The organism is Corynebacterium kutscheri, from assembly GCF_000980835.1.
Lineage (GTDB): Bacteria > Actinomycetota > Actinomycetes > Mycobacteriales > Mycobacteriaceae > Corynebacterium > Corynebacterium kutscheri.
In genome coordinates this window covers 1586914-1603168 of record NZ_CP011312.1, presented here as the reverse complement: position 1 = coordinate 1603168, position 16255 = coordinate 1586914, and the positions used below count along the sequence as shown (strand labels likewise).

Sequence of the window (16255 nt, the reverse complement as noted above, 5' to 3'; positions counted from 1 at the left end):
TGTGGGCGTTAAAAGGATTAGTCCTTCTTATTCGCACGACCACGATAGGTAATAAACCCACCGACTACAGCAAGCAGTAATGCTACAAGTGCTAACCAGATGACAGAAGCACCAGTATTAGCTAACCCTTTACCCTTATTTGTTTGGTTAGGGGTAGCAGCAGTGGTGTTCTTGCCATTGTTTTGCTGTGTTTGAGCAGTGTTGTTGCCACCGTGGTGTGGTGTGGCAGGAGTATTACTTACACCATTCGGTGCAGGAGCTGGTGCTGGGTGTGGTGCTGGTGCTGGGTGTGGTGCTGGTGGGAATGGTGCCGGAGGAACCGGAATAGGAATCGGGATTGGAATAATCGGCGGGAACTTACTGGTTGTTGTCGGAACAATCGGCTCAGTAGACGAAGTTGTTGTAGTTGGCTTTGCCGACGAAGTAACCGAGGTCGATGTAGCAGACGAAGTTGTTGTTGCCGACGAGGTGCTCGAAGCAGACGTTGTTGGTGTCATGCTTGACGTTGCTGAGGTTGTCGGTGCTGGACGTGTTGTCGACGACGAGGTGGTTGTTGTTGGCGCAGCAGAAGACGAGGTCGTTGTTGGTGCTGGCTTAGTATCCTTGGTGTAGGTGTTGACCGCAGTAACAACCAATTCAGCCTCAGTCGTGGAACGAGGATCAATTGCAACAATATTGTCTTTCGACTTTGGTTCACCATTAGTCAACCACTGTAGTGAATGCTTGAAACCTGCAACTGCTGCATTCTTCTCAGAGATCATACAGGTGGAATCAAGAGGAAGATCCTTAACTTTAAAGGTTGCACCATTTTTCAGCTTAATGCCACCTCGTACTGGCTGCGTTCCCTGTTCACCACGGCAAATCCAACTGAACTCGAATTCTTTGTCCTCGGTAAGTCCTTTGACTTCTTTCTTTAGGGTGAAAGTACCTTTACCTGGAACCGGAGGCTTTGGTGGAACTGGATTATCTTCTTTGACATAGGTGTTTACCGCTGTGACAACAGGTGGTTGTTTTTCTGCTTTGCGTGGGTCAACAAAAACCGTATCGGTAGGAGTAACTCTTTCTTCACCGTTAATCTCCCAGTTAAGAAGGTGGGTATACCCATCAATTTCTGGAGCTTTCTCGGATATTTGGCACGTGGAGTTAAGCGGTAAGCGAGTAACGGTAACTCGTGCACCATTTTTTAGTTTTGTTTCACCCTTGGTGGCTGTGTTTTCGTCTTCACGGCATACCCAGGTGAACTCAAATTCTTTGTCTTTATCCTTTTCTTCAAGGCCTACAACTTTTTTCTCTAAGGTGAATTGACCCGTTTCCTGTTTATCTTCCACAGGGGTGTAGGTGTTTACTGCTTGAACAACAAGTTGTCCTTTTTCTTTCTCGCGTGGGCTGATAACTACTGCACCGTTTTCTTCCGCTTTTTTCTCGTCGTTGGTAAACCATTGAAGAGAATGGGTAAAGCCTTTAACCTCTGTGTCTTTTTCTTTGATTCGGCACTGAGAATTCGATGGAAGATTAGAAACCGTGAAAGTTTTACCGTCTTTAAGTAGGGTACTGCCACCAGAGATTAACTTGTCATTGCTGTTGTAGCATTGCCAGGTGAATTCAAATTCTTTGTCCTTGCTCTTTTCATCAAGGCCTTTGACTTCCTTTTTTAAAGTGAACTCACTATTTGCAGGCCCAGGAGTGTATTCATTTTGAATAATAAAATTGAATGGCGCTTTTTCACTTAATGTGAACTTAATTTGGTTCTTTCCAACAAGCTGAATATTTTCGGAATTGCCCGTGTAGAGAAAAGCAAGTTGATGCGTGAATCCGGGAACGTGTGTGGTGCTTTCATCCTCAGTTACGGTACATTCAGAGCCAACAGGAAATTCAATTGGGCTTTTTTCGAGTTTATTAGCTTCAATGTTGAAAGAGCTATGGCTAACTACCTTTTTGGCTATGTGCTTGCATTCCCAGTTGAATTTGAACGTCTGGTCTTTTTTCTTTAGGTCTTCGATAAGTTTTTGGGTCTGTTCATAGTCTTGGGCACCTTCGGCGTCTTTAACTACAACACTTTTATATACCGAGAATTTCGTCATCTCGTCAGATACGGGAGCGATAGCGTTATCTTGTTCATCACTTGAGGGATCAGTTGTATCTTTATCGGTGTTGTCTTTAGAGAAACCGAAAAGGTCTTTGAAGCTTTGCCAAAGCCTTCCCCAAAAAGAAGGTTCTTGCCCAGCAGGTGTTTCCTGTGAATCTTGTGTAGACACTGCATCATCTACAGGGATCTGATCAGAAGGCTGGGTTTCAGCGTCATCAGACTGCAGATCACTAACAGCAGTAGCGTCTTCTACAACGGCAGTAGCGTCTTCTGCCGTCTCAGAAAGTGCAGTTTCTTGTGCTGCTGCAGCATGAGAGAAGTTGATAGCAAGTGGTACAAGGCTTGCTATGAGAAGAAGCGTAAATAGTATGGCAAGCCATGGGCTGCGTAGTAGCCCTGTGCTTGTTTTTCTTTTTGTAGGGGAATGATTCATGTTTTTTCCGTATCGTTTCTTTCTGAGAGTGCTCTTTTATATATAGAGCGCAAGACATTTGTTTCCTGCCTTTTATCTTTTTGAAAGATTAAAAAGAAGGAGAAGAGGGGTGACAGGCTTTGGGGTGACCTGGTGTGGTTCCACAAAAGGTTTTGTCAATGTCTTATTGATTTAAATTATCGTCAGTAGAGGGGTGCATACAAGTTTTAGTAGATACTGTTGGGTATTTATTTTGGTTGGGGTTGTTGGCTTGTTTTTAGTTTTTATGAGGTGGCAGAAGTGCTGGGTGTCGAGGTAAAAACCCTAAGATAAAAGACCCAAAAACACCGAAAAATCTAAAAGATAACAAAAGAAAAAAATAAGAAAACCCCCTCCTACCTGCGTTTATGCTGGTAGGAGAGGGTAAAGAAAAAGTGTCCCCGACAGGATTCGAACCTGCGACCTTTGGTACCGGAAACCAATGCTCTATCCACTGAGCTACGGAGACAATGTGTTCTCACTGATGTGAATTACACCAGTGAGAGTGTAGCACTTGCTAGGAGTTAGAAGGAAACTTCTGTTACTTCGGTGGTGCCGGTACGTAGATAATCAGCCACAATGTTATCAATATGGGGGAACCCTAGACCCACTGTACCATGTCCAGAACCATGGACGGTGACTACATGTGAACCCATTTTTTCAGCCATTGAACCCCAATGCGCATATGGAGTTTGGGGATCGCCAGTAGCTTGTAATTGCAATGGACGAGTGGCAAGACCAGCACCAGAAATCTCTACTGAAGTAATTGGTGCGGCACCGGCGCAGGATGCACCAGAGCTAACGGCAGCCGAAGGTGCAGAAAATACATCACCGGTAATGAAATTAAGCCAAACATAACGAGGATATTCCATCGGATTAGTCGGTGAGACTGCCTCATTACAAATAATGACTGACTGCATAATCTGATGTTGGCTTGCTGTAACAATTTGTTCTTCAGTTGGTTGTACCTGAGGAATTTCCTTAGTGCCAGCAATAATTTCCGCTAAGCCATTCCAAGAAGCACGCATGGGCAATAGCTGACGGGTGAGCAACAGAGTAGGTGAGTTTACTTGGTTTGCTTGACCACCACTAAGTATTTGCGATCCTAATCCCTTTGCTTGAACAAGAGTAGGGTTAATTACGGTCAGTGCATCCGCACCGAATTGCCTCAGAGCAGGTGGTACATCACCAATTTGAGCTGGTGGTGGAGCAACTGTGGGATTGGTTCCAGTTTCGGCAACTACTTTATTTGACCACGATTGATAGACCGCTAGGGGAGTGGTTCCTAGGTGGTAGATTTCATCACGGGCGGCAACATAGCTGAAAAATTCATGAAGGGAATTGATATAGCCTTGTTCTTGCGCAGCCATAATGCCTGCCCACATAAGTTGTGGATCTACACCTGAGTCGAGTACTAATTTATCAGTGTGATCAGGGAAAAGTGTGGCATACGTCGAACCCAGGATAGTGCCGTAGCTTAACCCTAAGATTGAGATATTCTTATAACCTAGGGCTTTGCGAACCTCTTCCCAATCACGAGCGGTATTTTCAGTGGTGATATTGTTTGCGTAGGGTTGCGCGCAGTTGTTACGGATAAAAGCGCCAGGTTGAACCATATCGCTGGAGCTTGCTGCTCCTACATTGCATTGTATGGGAGTTGAACCTGGTAAACCTCGTGGTTGTACGCCAATGAAGTCCCATTCGCCGGTAATGGATTCGGGCCAATTAAATGTGTTGGTGTTTCCTACATAGGTATAGGCATCGCCACTAGGGCCACCTGGGTTACCGAAAAGTGCGCCACGAGCAGAGCCGGTAGCACTGCGCTTTACAAAACCAATGGTTATTTTTTCACCAGTGGGTTGAGTGTAATCCATGGGTACTTCTATTTCGCCGCATTGGCTGCCCGGTGCAGTAACCTGTTCGGGGCAGGTAACCCATTTAATAGATGTAGCAGCAGATACATGAGGAATACTGCTTAAACAAGTAGTGCTAAGAACAATAGTGGATAGGGCTGCGATCAGTTTTCGCATACAGTGGTCTTTCTTATAGCTAATGGACAATGTGATGTGTCCAGCTTAACAAAAGCAATGTGTCATTGATGGGAAAGGAAAAAATAAAGTGCCTAGATCATATGATCTAGGCACTTTTAGTTATATTGCTGGTTATCGAGAATTAATCAACAACTACGCAGATAAGGGTACGTGGTCCGTGCACACCTTCCACACGGTTGAGCTCGATATCTGAAGTAGCCGATGGGCCAGAAATCATGGTGTTGGGGCGCTTAAAAGTAAGACGAGAAACCATTTCTGGCACACCATAAACAACATTTTCCATCCGTACAATGCAGACGTGGCAGTCTGGCACGAGGGTCAGTGCACGACGTCCGCACACATCACCTGATTCAAGACAGATGGTGCCAGTTTGAGCAGAGGAGACATGTGAATCTGTGACCACAGCATCCACATCGTTGAGCGTACGAGGATCCACTGATACATCATCTGGGGTGGCTACGCCATCAAAAGCGTCGAAAAGCGATGCCTCTAAACCGGGAGCATAGCGAACGTCTTTTGCCTGGCGATCATTAAGAATCTTGGCAATGGTTGCGGATAGATCTTCTTTCGAAGACTCTACGACCTGAGCCTTGTAATCTACCAGTCGATCAATGAGCAATTCTTTAAGCTCATCATGTGGTAGATCGGTGTGGCGGATGTAGTCACGCTGGACTGGGTAAGCGCCCTCAGGCACCTTAGCCAGCTTATTGGCGTTGCGAATGCGCTGTAAAATCTCAGTTTTTGCATCCATGATTAAGCATCCTTTTCAAGGCGATTAGGGGTGATACCCTGTGTGCGAGCGTCGGCAAGCAGTGCTTGTGCTTCATCAGACTCAAACCACTGGCGGAAAGACTTCTTAGGTGGTACCGCGGTGTCACGAACATCAGTCCAGCCAGCGAGGAAGCTAGGCAGGTGCGTAATCTTGCCCTGCGAGCCACCCAAAATACGGCCCATAAAGACCATGCGGGTGACTGTGTTCCACAGTAGTGGGAACCGCCAAGCCATACCCATTGCGCTCATAAGGGTCTTTTCGATCTTTGGAGCATCTGTCTTGATCTTCTCATGGCGAAGCTCAAGAAGAATATCGGTGAATGGGATCTTTACTGGGCAGACCTCGTTGCAGCGGCCACACAAACTAGAAGCATAAGGTAGATAAGCATTGGGATCATGCTTGTCTTTAATGCCGGTCATTTGTGGGGTCAAAATGGCGCCGATTGGACCGGGATAAGTAGAACCATAAGCATGCCCACCAGCGCGTTCGTAGACCGGGCATACGTTAAGGCAGGCCGAGCAACGGATGCATTTGAGGGCTTCGCGGCCAAGCTCATTAGCAAGTACAGCGGTGCGGCCATTATCTACTAGCACGATGTGGAAGTTTTGTGGACCATCACCTTCGGTAACACCTGTCCAGGTAGATACATAAGGAGCCTGGCGCTCACCTGTGGAAGAACGAGGCAGCAACTGCAAGAAGACCTCAAGATCTTGGAAGGTAGGCAATAGCTTTTCGATGCCCATGACCGAGATCAAAGTTTCTGGCAGGGTAAGGCACATACGGCCATTACCTTCTGACTCCATAATGGTGACAGTTCCAGTTTCAGCGATACCGAAGTTTGCGCCCGAAATCGCAACCTTTGCACGCATAAACTGCTCACGCAGGAAGGTACGAGATGCTTCAGCAAGATCGGCAGGCTCAGTAGATAGCGATTCATCGGTATGCGGCATCTCTTTAATAAAGATGTCACGGATTTCGGCACGGTTACGGTGAATAGCTGGCACAAGAATATGCGATGGTTTATCGTGGCCCAGCTGAACGATAAGCTCAGCAAGGTCGGTTTCCCGAGCTTCGATACCAGCTTCGCGTAAGCGATTGTTCAGATTAATCTCCATGGTAGCCATGGACTTAATCTTGACGACGTTCTTCTCACCGGTGGCTTCGACTAATCCAGTGATAATATCGCCGGCTTCTTTGGCATCACGTGCCCAGTGAACGTGTCCGCCACGAGCAGTAACGGCTGCTTCAAACTGTAGTAGAAGCTCATCCATACGTTGTCCAACATCACGCTTGATATCAGAACCAGCCTGGCGAATTTCCTCCCAGTCAGGCATTTCAGCGGTCACATTAAGGCGTTTACCTCGAATAGTGGTTGTTGCCTTGGTGAGGTTACGTCGCTGAGTAGCGTTGTAGAGATCTTTGTGAGCATTGTGGACGAAGTTGTCATCGCCGCGAAGTTGGCTATTTTCGCTTGCCCGTGGCGGCATGACGGGCATTCCGAGTGCGACGTTCACAGCATTGCCTCCCTAGAGTAAGCAGCGGTGGTAGGCGTCCATGGGTGTTCCTTGGTGGACGCCAGGATTTCAGCAATATGGATAGCGCGAACACCGACGTGGCTGCGCGACAAAGAACCTGCGATATTCATCAGGCAGGAAGAGTCGCCGCCGGTGACATATTCGGCGTTGGTGAGTGTGATATTACGGCTCTTATCACTGACCATGGCGGCAGAAGTTTCTGCATTCTTCAATGAGAAGGTACCGCCGAAGCCACAGCATTCTTCAGCATTAGGCAAGGTGACAAGGTCAATGCCTTCAACATTAGAGAGCAGGCGGTAAGGGCGATCACCAAGTTTGATAAAACGGAGACCGTGGCATGACGGGTGGTAGGTGACTCGGTGAGGGAAAAATGCGCCGAGATCTTCGGTTTGGGCTACGTCGATCAGGAACTCTGGTAGATCGAGAGATTTCTTGGCAGTGGTACGTGCGCCGTCGACAAGTGCTTTATCGCCATAACGGTCAGCAATACGCTCATGTTGTTCACGTACAGCACCAATGCAGGAACCGGATGGGGAAACAACGTAATCTATGGAAGGATCACTGAACGCATCAACATAGTTGCGGATCTGTGGAATAGCTTCCTTTTGGTATCCGGTATTAACGTGCATCTGGCCACAACAGGTTTGTTCTTTAGGGAAAACGACCTCGTAACCAAGCCGAGATAGGATCAACGCGGTTGCCTTGGACGCATCAGGAAACATTGCGTTGCCGATGCAGGTACTAAAGAGCGCAACTCTCATGTTTTTGCTCCTATAACTATTACTAATGAATTGATTAAAGTTTAAAAGGCTTCACGACGCATAGCGCGTACTTGCTATCCGTGGTTACTCCTGTAAGCCGGTATAAAATGAGCGCAATGTGACATGATGACACATCCAATAATAGCGAGGTAATACCTATTTTTCTCGTAAAAAAAGAGAGTAATTACAACATACTAATGTCTCTAAAATAGTGTCTGGTCAGGGTTTTTGCAGGTGTAGCGCTCAGGGGATTTGATATAGCACGCGTATATCTCAAATGAAATGTGATATTAACCATTCACTGATGTGAGTTATATCTAATTTAATGCATCTTGGTATGATGGGACACGTCTAACGGTCACAATATAGACAGGAAAATAACCCTGTTATAGCTACTATTTGTGGAAGTGGATTGTTTTAGTTGCTTTCTTCTTCCATATATTTAGATAACAGAATATGTCTAAAATCATTCTCTGAAGGAGTCGCGTGTTTACGTCATCGACTACCGCTGTTGCTGGCAGCCTTGGCTTGTCTGCACTGTGCGCTATTTTGCCCTTGGTCGGGTTCTTTATCTTCCTTATGGTGTTGAAGATGAAGGCACACTGGGCAGCTCTGTCTAGTGTTGTTGTTGCCCTTATTACCGGTATTTTCTTGTTCCACATGCCCTTTCAATATGCTGTTTTGGCATTTACGCAGGGCGCAGCTTTTGGGTTGTTCCCAATCGTCTACGTAATTCTGATGGCGGTTTGGCTTTACGACATCACTGTTGCATCTGGGCGCTTTGAAGATCTCCGCGCAATTTTCTCCAAGCTTGGACGCGGTGATATGCGTGTGCAAGCTATGCTTATCAGCTTTGCTTTTGGTGGCCTTTTGGAGGCTTTAGCAGGCTTCGGAGCGCCAATTGCTATTGTGGCAGCGATGCTTTTGGCTATTGGTTTACCGCCGATGAAAGCCGTATTGGTTACCTTTGTTGCTAACTGTGCCCCAGTGGCTTTTGGTGCTATGGGTATTCCAGTAACCACCGCTGGTGTGCTAACTCAAATCCCAGCAGAAAATGTTGCGTCAATGGTTGGACGTCAGCTATCGATTATTGCATTGATCGTACCTTTCCTTCTTGCACTAATTATGGATGGTATGCGCGGCGTTAAGCAGACCTGGCCCATGGCACTTGTATTGGGCATCGCCTTCGGGGGTGGCCAGTTCTTAGCATCGAATTACTTTACTTATGTGCTTACTGACGTGGTTGCTTGCTTGCTATCGCTGGTTGCCGGTGTTCTTTTCTTGCAGGTATGGAAGCCAAAAACTCCAGGAGATCAGGCTTCTAATATCGATCCTGATACCGTTCAATTAACCGGTGGCCGAGTGGGGTTGGCATTATTTCCGTATCTCTTGGTTGTGGTGGTCTTCTCCATCACCAGCCTGTGGCGTATCGGGGTCGATATCCCAGCGGCATTGAAGTCCACCAACATAGTTATTGGTTGGCCAGGTTTGCATGGGCATATCCTTACCCCGGCTGGCGAACCAGTAACCAATACACTCTTTAACTTCAACTGGCTATCGACGCCGGGTACCATCTTGTTCTTCTGTGCTGTGATTATTGCTCTGGTATACAGCCTGACATCTAGCCCAGGTGGTGCAAACGGGGATAAGGAATTCCCTATGACCATGGGTAAGGCCTTTAAGATTCTTGCTGAAGGTGTTGTAAAGCTACGCTGGGCAGCATTGACCATTGCTGCAGTGATGGGCCTGGCCTATGTGATGAACATGAGTGGTCAGACTGCTGCGATTGGTGCGTTCTTGGCTGCTACTGGTGCTGTGTTCCCACTTCTTTCACCAATCCTAGGTTGGTTGGGTACCTGGGTAACTGGCTCTGCAACTAGTGGTAATGCACTCTTTAGTCAGATGCAGTCGGCAACGGCATCGCAAGTTGGTGTGGAGCCAACCTTGCTGGTTGCTGCAAATACTTCTGGTGCCGCGCTTGGTAAGATGGTCAGCCCACAGACTCTAACTATTGCAGCCAATGCGGTAAGCATGGAAAATGGCGAATCGAAGATTATGGCCCAGGCCTGGAAGTACTCTATTGGTTTGCTGGCAGTTCTGTGTATTTTGGTTTATCTCCAGTCCACCCCAGTTCTTGGCTGGATGGTAGTAGGTGGCTAGGTGATAAAGTAATGCACCATGACACCAACGGATCTTTCTGAGTTAATTAAATCTTCCGCTACCCGTGCTCTTGTTGATCGCCAGCTTGATGTTAGTGTCTTGCCGGAGCAGGTCGTTGTTGAGCGCCCTCGTAATCCAGAGCACGGTGACTATTCCACAAATCTTGCTTTACAAGTGGCTAAGAAAGTTGGAATGAATCCGCGTGAGTTGGCTCAGGCACTCGCAGACGAATTGGCAACAAATAATGCCATTGACGTCTGCGAGATTGCAGGTCCAGGTTTTATTAATATTCGTCTTGCTGCGGCAGCCCAAGGGCAGATCGTAGCAACGGTATTGTCCGAACAAAACACTTTTGGCCACTCTTCACTCTATGATGGCCTAAAAGTCAATCTAGAATTCGTTTCGGCAAACCCTACTGGCCCCATTCATTTAGGTGGTACTCGGTGGGCGGCAGTAGGTGATTCCTTAGGGCGCATACTTGAAGCAAGTGGTGCGTGTGTTACGCGGGAATACTATTTTAATGATCATGGTCGCCAAATTGACCGTTTTTCTGGTTCTTTGTTAGCCGCTGCGAAAGGGCAGCCTACGCCAGAAGATGGCTACGGTGGCGAATATATTCAAGATATTGCGGCAAAAGTCGTCGAAAAGCGTCCTGACGTTCTTGAGCAACCTGATGCCCAGGAAATTTTCCGTGAACTCGGCGTCGAGATGATGTTTGAGCACATTAAGAAATCATTGCATGAATTTGGAACTGATTTTGATGTCTATTTCCACGAGAATTCCTTATTCGAGTCTGGCGCAGTAGAACGTGCAGTAGAAAAACTAAAAACCAATGGAAATCTGTATGAAGCGGATGGCGCGTGGTGGCTACGTAGCTCAAATTATGGCGATGACAAAGATCGCGTAGTGATTAAATCTGATGGGGATGCTGCATATATTGCCGGCGATATTGCCTATATAGCCGATAAATTTGATCGTGGGCATAACTTGGCTATTTACATGTTAGGTGCTGATCACCACGGCTATATTTCTCGGTTGCGTGCAGCTGCTGCGGCAATGGGCTATGAAGCAAATAATGTGGAAGTTCTTATTGGCCAGCTAGTTAATTTGGTTCGCAATGGTCAAGCGGTGCGTATGTCTAAGCGTGCTGGCACTGTTATTACCTTGGATGATTTGGTGGAGGCCATTGGCATTGATGCCGCGAGGTATTCAATGATTCGTAGTTCAGTAGATTCTTCTTTGGATATTGACCTTGAACTATGGGCGTCTCAGTCTAGCGATAATCCTGTTTATTATGTGCAATATGGTCATGCACGCCTATGCTCGATTGCTCGTAAAGCCACCGAAATAGGTGTCGATGTTGATGGTGCAGATTATGCATTGTTAACCCATGAGCGCGAAGGGGAGCTTATCCGCACCTTGGGCGAGTTTCCGGCTGTAGTGAAAGCCGCTGCTGAACTACGTGAACCACATCGAGTCGCCCGTTATGCAGAAACTCTGGCTGGTACTTTTCACCGTTTCTACGACACCTGCCAGATTCTTCCCCGCGGTGATGAAAAGACACAGCCAATACATAAAGCGCGTTTGGCACTCGCAGCTGCTACGCGGCAAGTACTAGCAAATGCGTTGGATCTACTAGGTGTTCATGCACCAGAACGTATGTAGTGATGACTTTTAATTCGTTACCAGAACAAGTATGGCCGCGTACAACTGAGCGTATCGACGGTGAAATCTACGTTGGCGGAGTCTGTGTACCGACACTAGTGCAGCGTTATGGTAGCCCGCTTTTTATTGTGGACGAACAAGACTTCCGCTCACGGTGTCGCGATATGGCCGATGCCTTTGGCGCGCACAATGTTCACTATGCTTCTAAAGCCTTTCTTACCCCGGCTATTGTCCAATGGGTGCATGAAGAAGGCTTGCATATGGATGTTGCTAGTGAAGGTGAATTTCGAGTCGCTCGGCATGGAGGTTTTCCGGCATCGGATATTACCGCCCATGGTAACAACAAGTCGTTAGAGTTTTTAAAACTGCTTGTTGAAGAGCACGTCGGTTGCATCGTGGTGGATTCACACCAAGAACTTGATCGGTTAGCTGAACTTACTAAGTCGCTAGGGATAGTTCAAGATGTGCTGATAAGAGTTAAACCCGGTATTGAAGCTCATACCCATGAGTTCATTGCAACAAGCCATGAAGATCAAAAATTCGGTTTTTCTTTAGCTTCTGGTTCGGCATATCAAGCAGCAAAAAGAGCAATTGCGGCATCACATTTACGTTTGGTTGGGTTGCATTGCCACGTTGGCTCGCAGGTTTTTGATGCCGAGGGCTTTTCATTGGCCGCAGAACGTGTTTTAGGCCTATGGAGACGTATTCTTTCTGATGAACCGGTAGGAGAAGAATTTCATATTCTTGATCTTGGTGGTGGTTATGGCATTGCCTATATGGCTGATGAACGCCCACTAGATGTGCAGTTGGTGGCCAAAGATCTGCTCACGCGAGTTCAGCGTAGTGCTGAAGAACTAGGTGTTGCTACACCCCGAGTAACGGTAGAGCCTGGTCGTGCGATAGCCGGACCATCAACGATTACTGCATATACCGCTGGAACCATTAAAGATGTGCACGTAACTGATGACCACTTACGTCGGTATGTAGCAGTAGATGGTGGTATGAGCGATAACATTCGACCAGCGCTTTATCAAGCAGAATATGATATTCGCTTGGCTAACCGAGAAACAACCGCATCAGCAGTATCAACTCGAGTTGTTGGTTCACATTGTGAATCAGGTGATATTCTTATTGATTCTCGCGAACTACCAGCAGACATTGTGGCCGGAGATATCCTTGCTGTGGCTGCTACCGGCGCATATTGTTATGCCATGTCTAGTCGATACAACATGATGATGCGCCCGGCTGTGGTATCGGTCAAAGACGGTCAAGCCCGAGTTATGATGCGTGCAGAAACAATTGAGGATTTTTTAAACTTGGCTAGATAATTTTTGACGCAACTATTTAGTGCAACTCATAGTAAGCCCGCTAATAAAGGCGGGCTTACTGCGTTATCGACTGTTATATGTAAAACGTAGTATTGCTGCTAGATCGGTTTTTATTCATTTGATGTTCATTTTTGGGGTAAGAAATAACAGTCTGGGTAGGTGTTCGATACAATTTCTTTAATCCTATAGGTGGGTTGAGCTAAATCCCACGTATAGTGCGCAAACGTCAGATATACGGTTTCACACAAGGAGCATAATGAGCGCACAGCATTCTTCTACCTTTAATCCCGGTAAAGGTGAGGGGGCAGCAGTCGGTGTTGCCATCCTAGGTTATGGCACTGTTGGTAGCCAAGTATTGCGCTTATTGCACGAAAACGCGGATGCATTTACTCACCGATCTGGTGGTCCACTGATAATTCGGGGAGTAGCTGTATCAAACGTCGAAAAGCATAGCGGAACCCTTGCCGATGAGCTAGGGGTTCTTACTAATGATGCCCGTGCGCTGATTCGTCGTGAAGATGTAGATATTGTTGTCGAAGTTATCGGTGGTATTGATTATCCGCGCGAATTAGTGCTGGAATCTTTACGTGCAGGTAAATCTGTGGTTACTGCGAATAAGGCTTTGGTGGCAGCACATTCGGCAGAACTTGCTGCGGCAGCCGATCAAGCTGAGGTGGATCTTTATTTTGAAGCTGCAGTAGCTGCGGCAATTCCAGTGCTTGGTCCGTTGCGTCGATCATTAGCTGGCGATCAAATTGAGTCTGTGGCTGGCATTGTTAATGGCACAACTAATTTCATTCTTGATGCCATGGATACCACCGGTGCTTCCTATGATGAGATGCTTGCTGAGGCGACTCGGTTAGGTTACGCAGAAGCAGATCCTACCGCCGATGTGGAAGGTTATGATGCGGCAAGTAAAGCAGCAATTTTGGCCTCGTTGGCTTTCCATACGCGAGTCACTGCTGATGACGTATATCGAGAAGGTATATCAAAGATCACCTCAGCTGATATCGAGGCAGCAAAAGAAGCTGGCTACACGATTAAATTATTGGCAGTGTGTGAGCGGTTAACTGATAAGAATGGCAACCATAGTGTTTCTGCGCGAGTTCATCCAACGTTAATACCTCGTAGTCACCCACTTGCTACAGTAAGTAAGTCTTTTAATGCAATTTTTGTTGAGGCTGAGGCTGCTGGTCAGCTGATGTTTTATGGCAATGGCGCTGGTGGAAATCCTACTGCTTCTGCAGTATTGGGCGATATTGTTGGTGCGGCGCGGAATAAGATTTTTGGTGGTCGGGCACCGGGTGAATCAACGTATGCGAATTTAGCGATTGCTGATTTTTCTGAGGTACTGACGCGTTATCACATTGATTTAGAAGTAGAAGATCGGGTGGGTGTGCTTGCTGAACTCACGCAAATTTTTGCTGAACATGGTATTTCGATGAGTACCGTGCGCCAGCAAGAAAAAGACCAGCATGCACGTCTTATTATTGTGACGCACACAGCTAAGGAAGCCGATTTAGCTAATACAGTCAAAAGAATTGCCACCATGGAGCCGGTAAAGAAAATCAGCAGTGTTATCCGAGTGCAGGGGGAGTAACTGATGCCAAATAAATTAGCAGTAGGTAAAAAAGTTCGGGTGATGGTACCTGCCTCCTCAGCAAACCTTGGCTCAGGCTTTGATACTTTGGGCTTAGCACTTAACCTGTGCGACACCGTTGAGGTTGAGATTATTGATTCTGGTCTGGTAATAGAGGTTTTTGGCGAAGGCCAAGGCGAACTTCCACTCGATGATTCACATTTAGTAGTTAAAGCAATTCACGCCGGTCTAGATGCAGCAGGTGTTGAGGTTCCTGGTTTACACGTAGTCTGCCATAACAATATTCCACAGTCGCGAGGGTTGGGTTCTTCTGCGGCAGCGGCCGTGGCTGGAGTTGCTGCGGCTAATGGTTTAGCTGGTTTTTTATTGAGCGAAGAACAATTAGTGCAGCTTGCTAGTTCTTTTGAAGGACACCCGGACAATGCAGCTGCGTCTGTATTGGGAAATTATGTGGTGTCTTGGGTTGAAGAACCAGCTGATGATCATGGTCAACCTCAGTACAAAGCGGTGAGTATGCCGGTACATAAAGATATTCAAGCGGTAGCTTTTGTGCCTGATTTTCGTGCGTCTACTCAAGCTGTTCGAGAAGTTCTGCCTAGCGATGTTACTCATTTAGCTGCGCGGTTTAATCTTTCGCGAGTAGCAGTAATGGCTGTTGCTTTACAGCAGCGCCCAGAATTACTGTGGGAAGGTACCCGCGACCGCTTACATCAGCCTTATCGTGCAGATGTGCTTCCACTTAGCGCACAGTGGATTAATCGTTTACGAAATAGTGGTTATGCAGCTTATCTTTCTGGTGCTGGACCAACAGTTATGGTTTTAGGAACCCAAAGTATCGACGAAAAAATCTTAGCTGATGCACAGGCTGATGGTTTCCAAGTATTGCCATTAGATATTGCGGGTTCGGTGCAGGTAACCGTAGTTAATTAAGTATTAAGAGGGCATGCACAAGGCGTAATAACCAACTGTTGTGATAAATCAGGTTGGTTATTACGCCAATTTTTATGATTAGCAGAAGCTTCTTTTTAGCGAATTATTCTTTGACGGTTTCCTCATCGTCTTCGCAGTCTTCTTTGCTAGCGGGATCTTCTAACATTTGGCAAGTGTTGTCTCCGTGATAGGACGGTAGTGCGAATTCCAGAGAGACATCATGGAAAAATTCTTGCAACATACCCCGATGGATATAACAGATAAAAGAGCTGGGGTTATTTTTATCATCTGATGATGGGCAGCTAGAGACGTCGAGCATGCGATCATGAGTATCGGGTAGGAAGCCTAAACGTCGGAAAAGCTCATCGATTTGGTCAATGATTTCTTCTGGTGCTGGTTCGAAGCCGTTGATACGTAATTGCTTTGCCCAATTAACACCAACTCTTTGTGCAATGGTAACGGCTTCTTCTGAATTAGTATCTTCAATTTCTTTAATGAGTAGCTGGATAAGATTGATGAGCTCAGCGGCTAACATTCGATTATTCAGTATTCGGGGCTTAAATAAAAGTGTGGGACGACCACGTCTGTTAGCCGGTAGCGGGGTAGCATCAATTGCTTTTAGATGACTGAGTTCTTCTAGATGTCCCCGTGCGGTATTGATATGGATGCCCATTTTTTTGGCTACCTCAGCGGCAGTTATACCGCTTGGGTGATTAGTAATGACGTCAAGTACATGGCGTTTTTGGGTACTGAGGTTGAACGATTCCACAAAGAAATCAGTTGCTGGTCGAGGGATGTGGTCTGAGTCGCTCACGTTTCTCCTTTTGGCGTGGGAGTGGGATTGTAGAGGGATTTATTTCCGATAAGCGAAAGTTAGGTTTGAAGTATAACCCTATGAATTCCATTGTGTTATCCA

11 protein-coding genes and 1 tRNA gene are annotated in these 16255 nt (G+C 46.7%); 5 read left to right on the top strand and 7 right to left on the bottom strand.

Annotated features, from left to right (window positions below; all coding sequences use genetic code 11):
* Positions 1-17: 17 nt before the first annotated feature.
* The 6 genes from UL82_RS07330 to UL82_RS07305 form a co-directional block, all read right to left on the bottom strand.
* Complete coding sequence (locus tag UL82_RS07330) at positions 18-2519, bottom strand: DUF5979 domain-containing protein (protein ID WP_052735914.1); 2502 nt, start codon at positions 2517-2519, stop codon at positions 18-20.
* A 414-nt stretch (positions 2520-2933) separates the two neighbouring features.
* A tRNA-Arg gene (locus tag UL82_RS07325) sits at positions 2934-3006 on the bottom strand.
* Between the two features lie 55 nt (positions 3007-3061).
* Positions 3062-4567, bottom strand: coding sequence for an alpha/beta hydrolase (locus UL82_RS07320; protein ID WP_052735913.1), 1506 nt, complete (start codon positions 4565-4567; stop codon positions 3062-3064).
* A gap of 142 nt (positions 4568-4709) precedes the next feature.
* Complete coding sequence (locus UL82_RS07315; RefSeq protein WP_046440044.1) at positions 4710-5339, bottom strand: LutC/YkgG family protein; 630 nt, start codon at positions 5337-5339, stop codon at positions 4710-4712.
* A 2-nt stretch (positions 5340-5341) separates the two neighbouring features.
* On the bottom strand, positions 5342-6847 hold the full coding sequence (locus tag UL82_RS07310) for a LutB/LldF family L-lactate oxidation iron-sulfur protein (protein WP_046441354.1): 1506 nt from the start codon (positions 6845-6847) through the stop codon (positions 5342-5344).
* 23 nt (positions 6848-6870) lie between these two features.
* A complete protein-coding gene (locus UL82_RS07305) occupies positions 6871-7656 on the bottom strand; it encodes a (Fe-S)-binding protein (protein WP_046440042.1) in 786 nt (261 codons plus the stop codon).
* Positions 7657-8142: 486 nt separating this feature from the next.
* On the opposite strand from UL82_RS07305, the gene UL82_RS07300 reads away from it, so the two are divergent.
* From UL82_RS07300 to thrB, 5 genes are all read left to right on the top strand, one after another.
* A complete protein-coding gene (locus UL82_RS07300; protein ID WP_046440039.1) occupies positions 8143-9816 on the top strand; it encodes an L-lactate permease in 1674 nt (557 codons plus the stop codon).
* A gap of 18 nt (positions 9817-9834) precedes the next feature.
* The gene (argS, locus tag UL82_RS07295; RefSeq protein ID WP_046440037.1) at positions 9835-11481 is read left to right on the top strand and encodes an arginine--tRNA ligase; all 1647 of its coding nucleotides are present in this window, start codon (positions 9835-9837) and stop codon (positions 11479-11481) included.
* Positions 11482-11483: 2 nt separating this feature from the next.
* Entirely contained in the window at positions 11484-12809 is a 1326-nt protein-coding gene (lysA, locus tag UL82_RS07290; RefSeq protein ID WP_046440035.1) for a diaminopimelate decarboxylase, read from the top strand.
* Positions 12810-13065: 256 nt separating this feature from the next.
* Positions 13066-14409 carry a homoserine dehydrogenase gene (locus tag UL82_RS07285; RefSeq protein WP_046440033.1) on the top strand — a complete coding sequence of 448 codons (1344 nt, stop codon included), beginning with the start codon at positions 13066-13068 and terminating at the stop codon, positions 14407-14409.
* Positions 14410-14412: 3 nt separating this feature from the next.
* Positions 14413-15339: a homoserine kinase gene (gene thrB, locus UL82_RS07280; protein ID WP_046440031.1), complete on the top strand. Its 927-nt coding sequence runs from the start codon at positions 14413-14415 to the stop codon at positions 15337-15339.
* A 103-nt stretch (positions 15340-15442) separates the two neighbouring features.
* Here the strand turns inward: thrB and UL82_RS10640 are convergent, their stop codons facing one another.
* Positions 15443-16153, bottom strand: a complete 711-nt coding sequence (locus tag UL82_RS10640) for a helix-turn-helix domain-containing protein (protein WP_052735912.1) — start codon at positions 16151-16153, stop codon at positions 15443-15445.
* Positions 16154-16255: the final 102 nt, after the last annotated feature.

What these genes read in the sequence shown, in the direction of transcription:
- UL82_RS07330 (WP_052735914.1), bottom strand. Translation starts at nt 2,519, where the DNA reads ATGAATCATTCCCCTACAAAAAGAAAAACAAGCACAGGGCTACTACGC.
- UL82_RS07320 (WP_052735913.1), bottom strand. Translation starts at nt 4,567, where the DNA reads ATGCGAAAACTGATCGCAGCCCTATCCACTATTGTTCTTAGCACTACT.
- UL82_RS07315 (WP_046440044.1), bottom strand. Translation starts at nt 5,339, where the DNA reads ATGGATGCAAAAACTGAGATTTTACAGCGCATTCGCAACGCCAATAAG.
- UL82_RS07310 (WP_046441354.1), bottom strand. Translation starts at nt 6,847, where the DNA reads ATGCCGCCACGGGCAAGCGAAAATAGCCAACTTCGCGGCGATGACAAC.
- UL82_RS07305 (WP_046440042.1), bottom strand. Translation starts at nt 7,656, where the DNA reads ATGAGAGTTGCGCTCTTTAGTACCTGCATCGGCAACGCAATGTTTCCT.
- argS (WP_046440037.1), top strand. Translation starts at nt 9,835, where the DNA reads ATGACACCAACGGATCTTTCTGAGTTAATTAAATCTTCCGCTACCCGT.
- lysA (WP_046440035.1), top strand. Translation starts at nt 11,484, where the DNA reads ATGACTTTTAATTCGTTACCAGAACAAGTATGGCCGCGTACAACTGAG.
- UL82_RS07285 (WP_046440033.1), top strand. Translation starts at nt 13,066, where the DNA reads ATGAGCGCACAGCATTCTTCTACCTTTAATCCCGGTAAAGGTGAGGGG.
- thrB (WP_046440031.1), top strand. Translation starts at nt 14,413, where the DNA reads ATGCCAAATAAATTAGCAGTAGGTAAAAAAGTTCGGGTGATGGTACCT.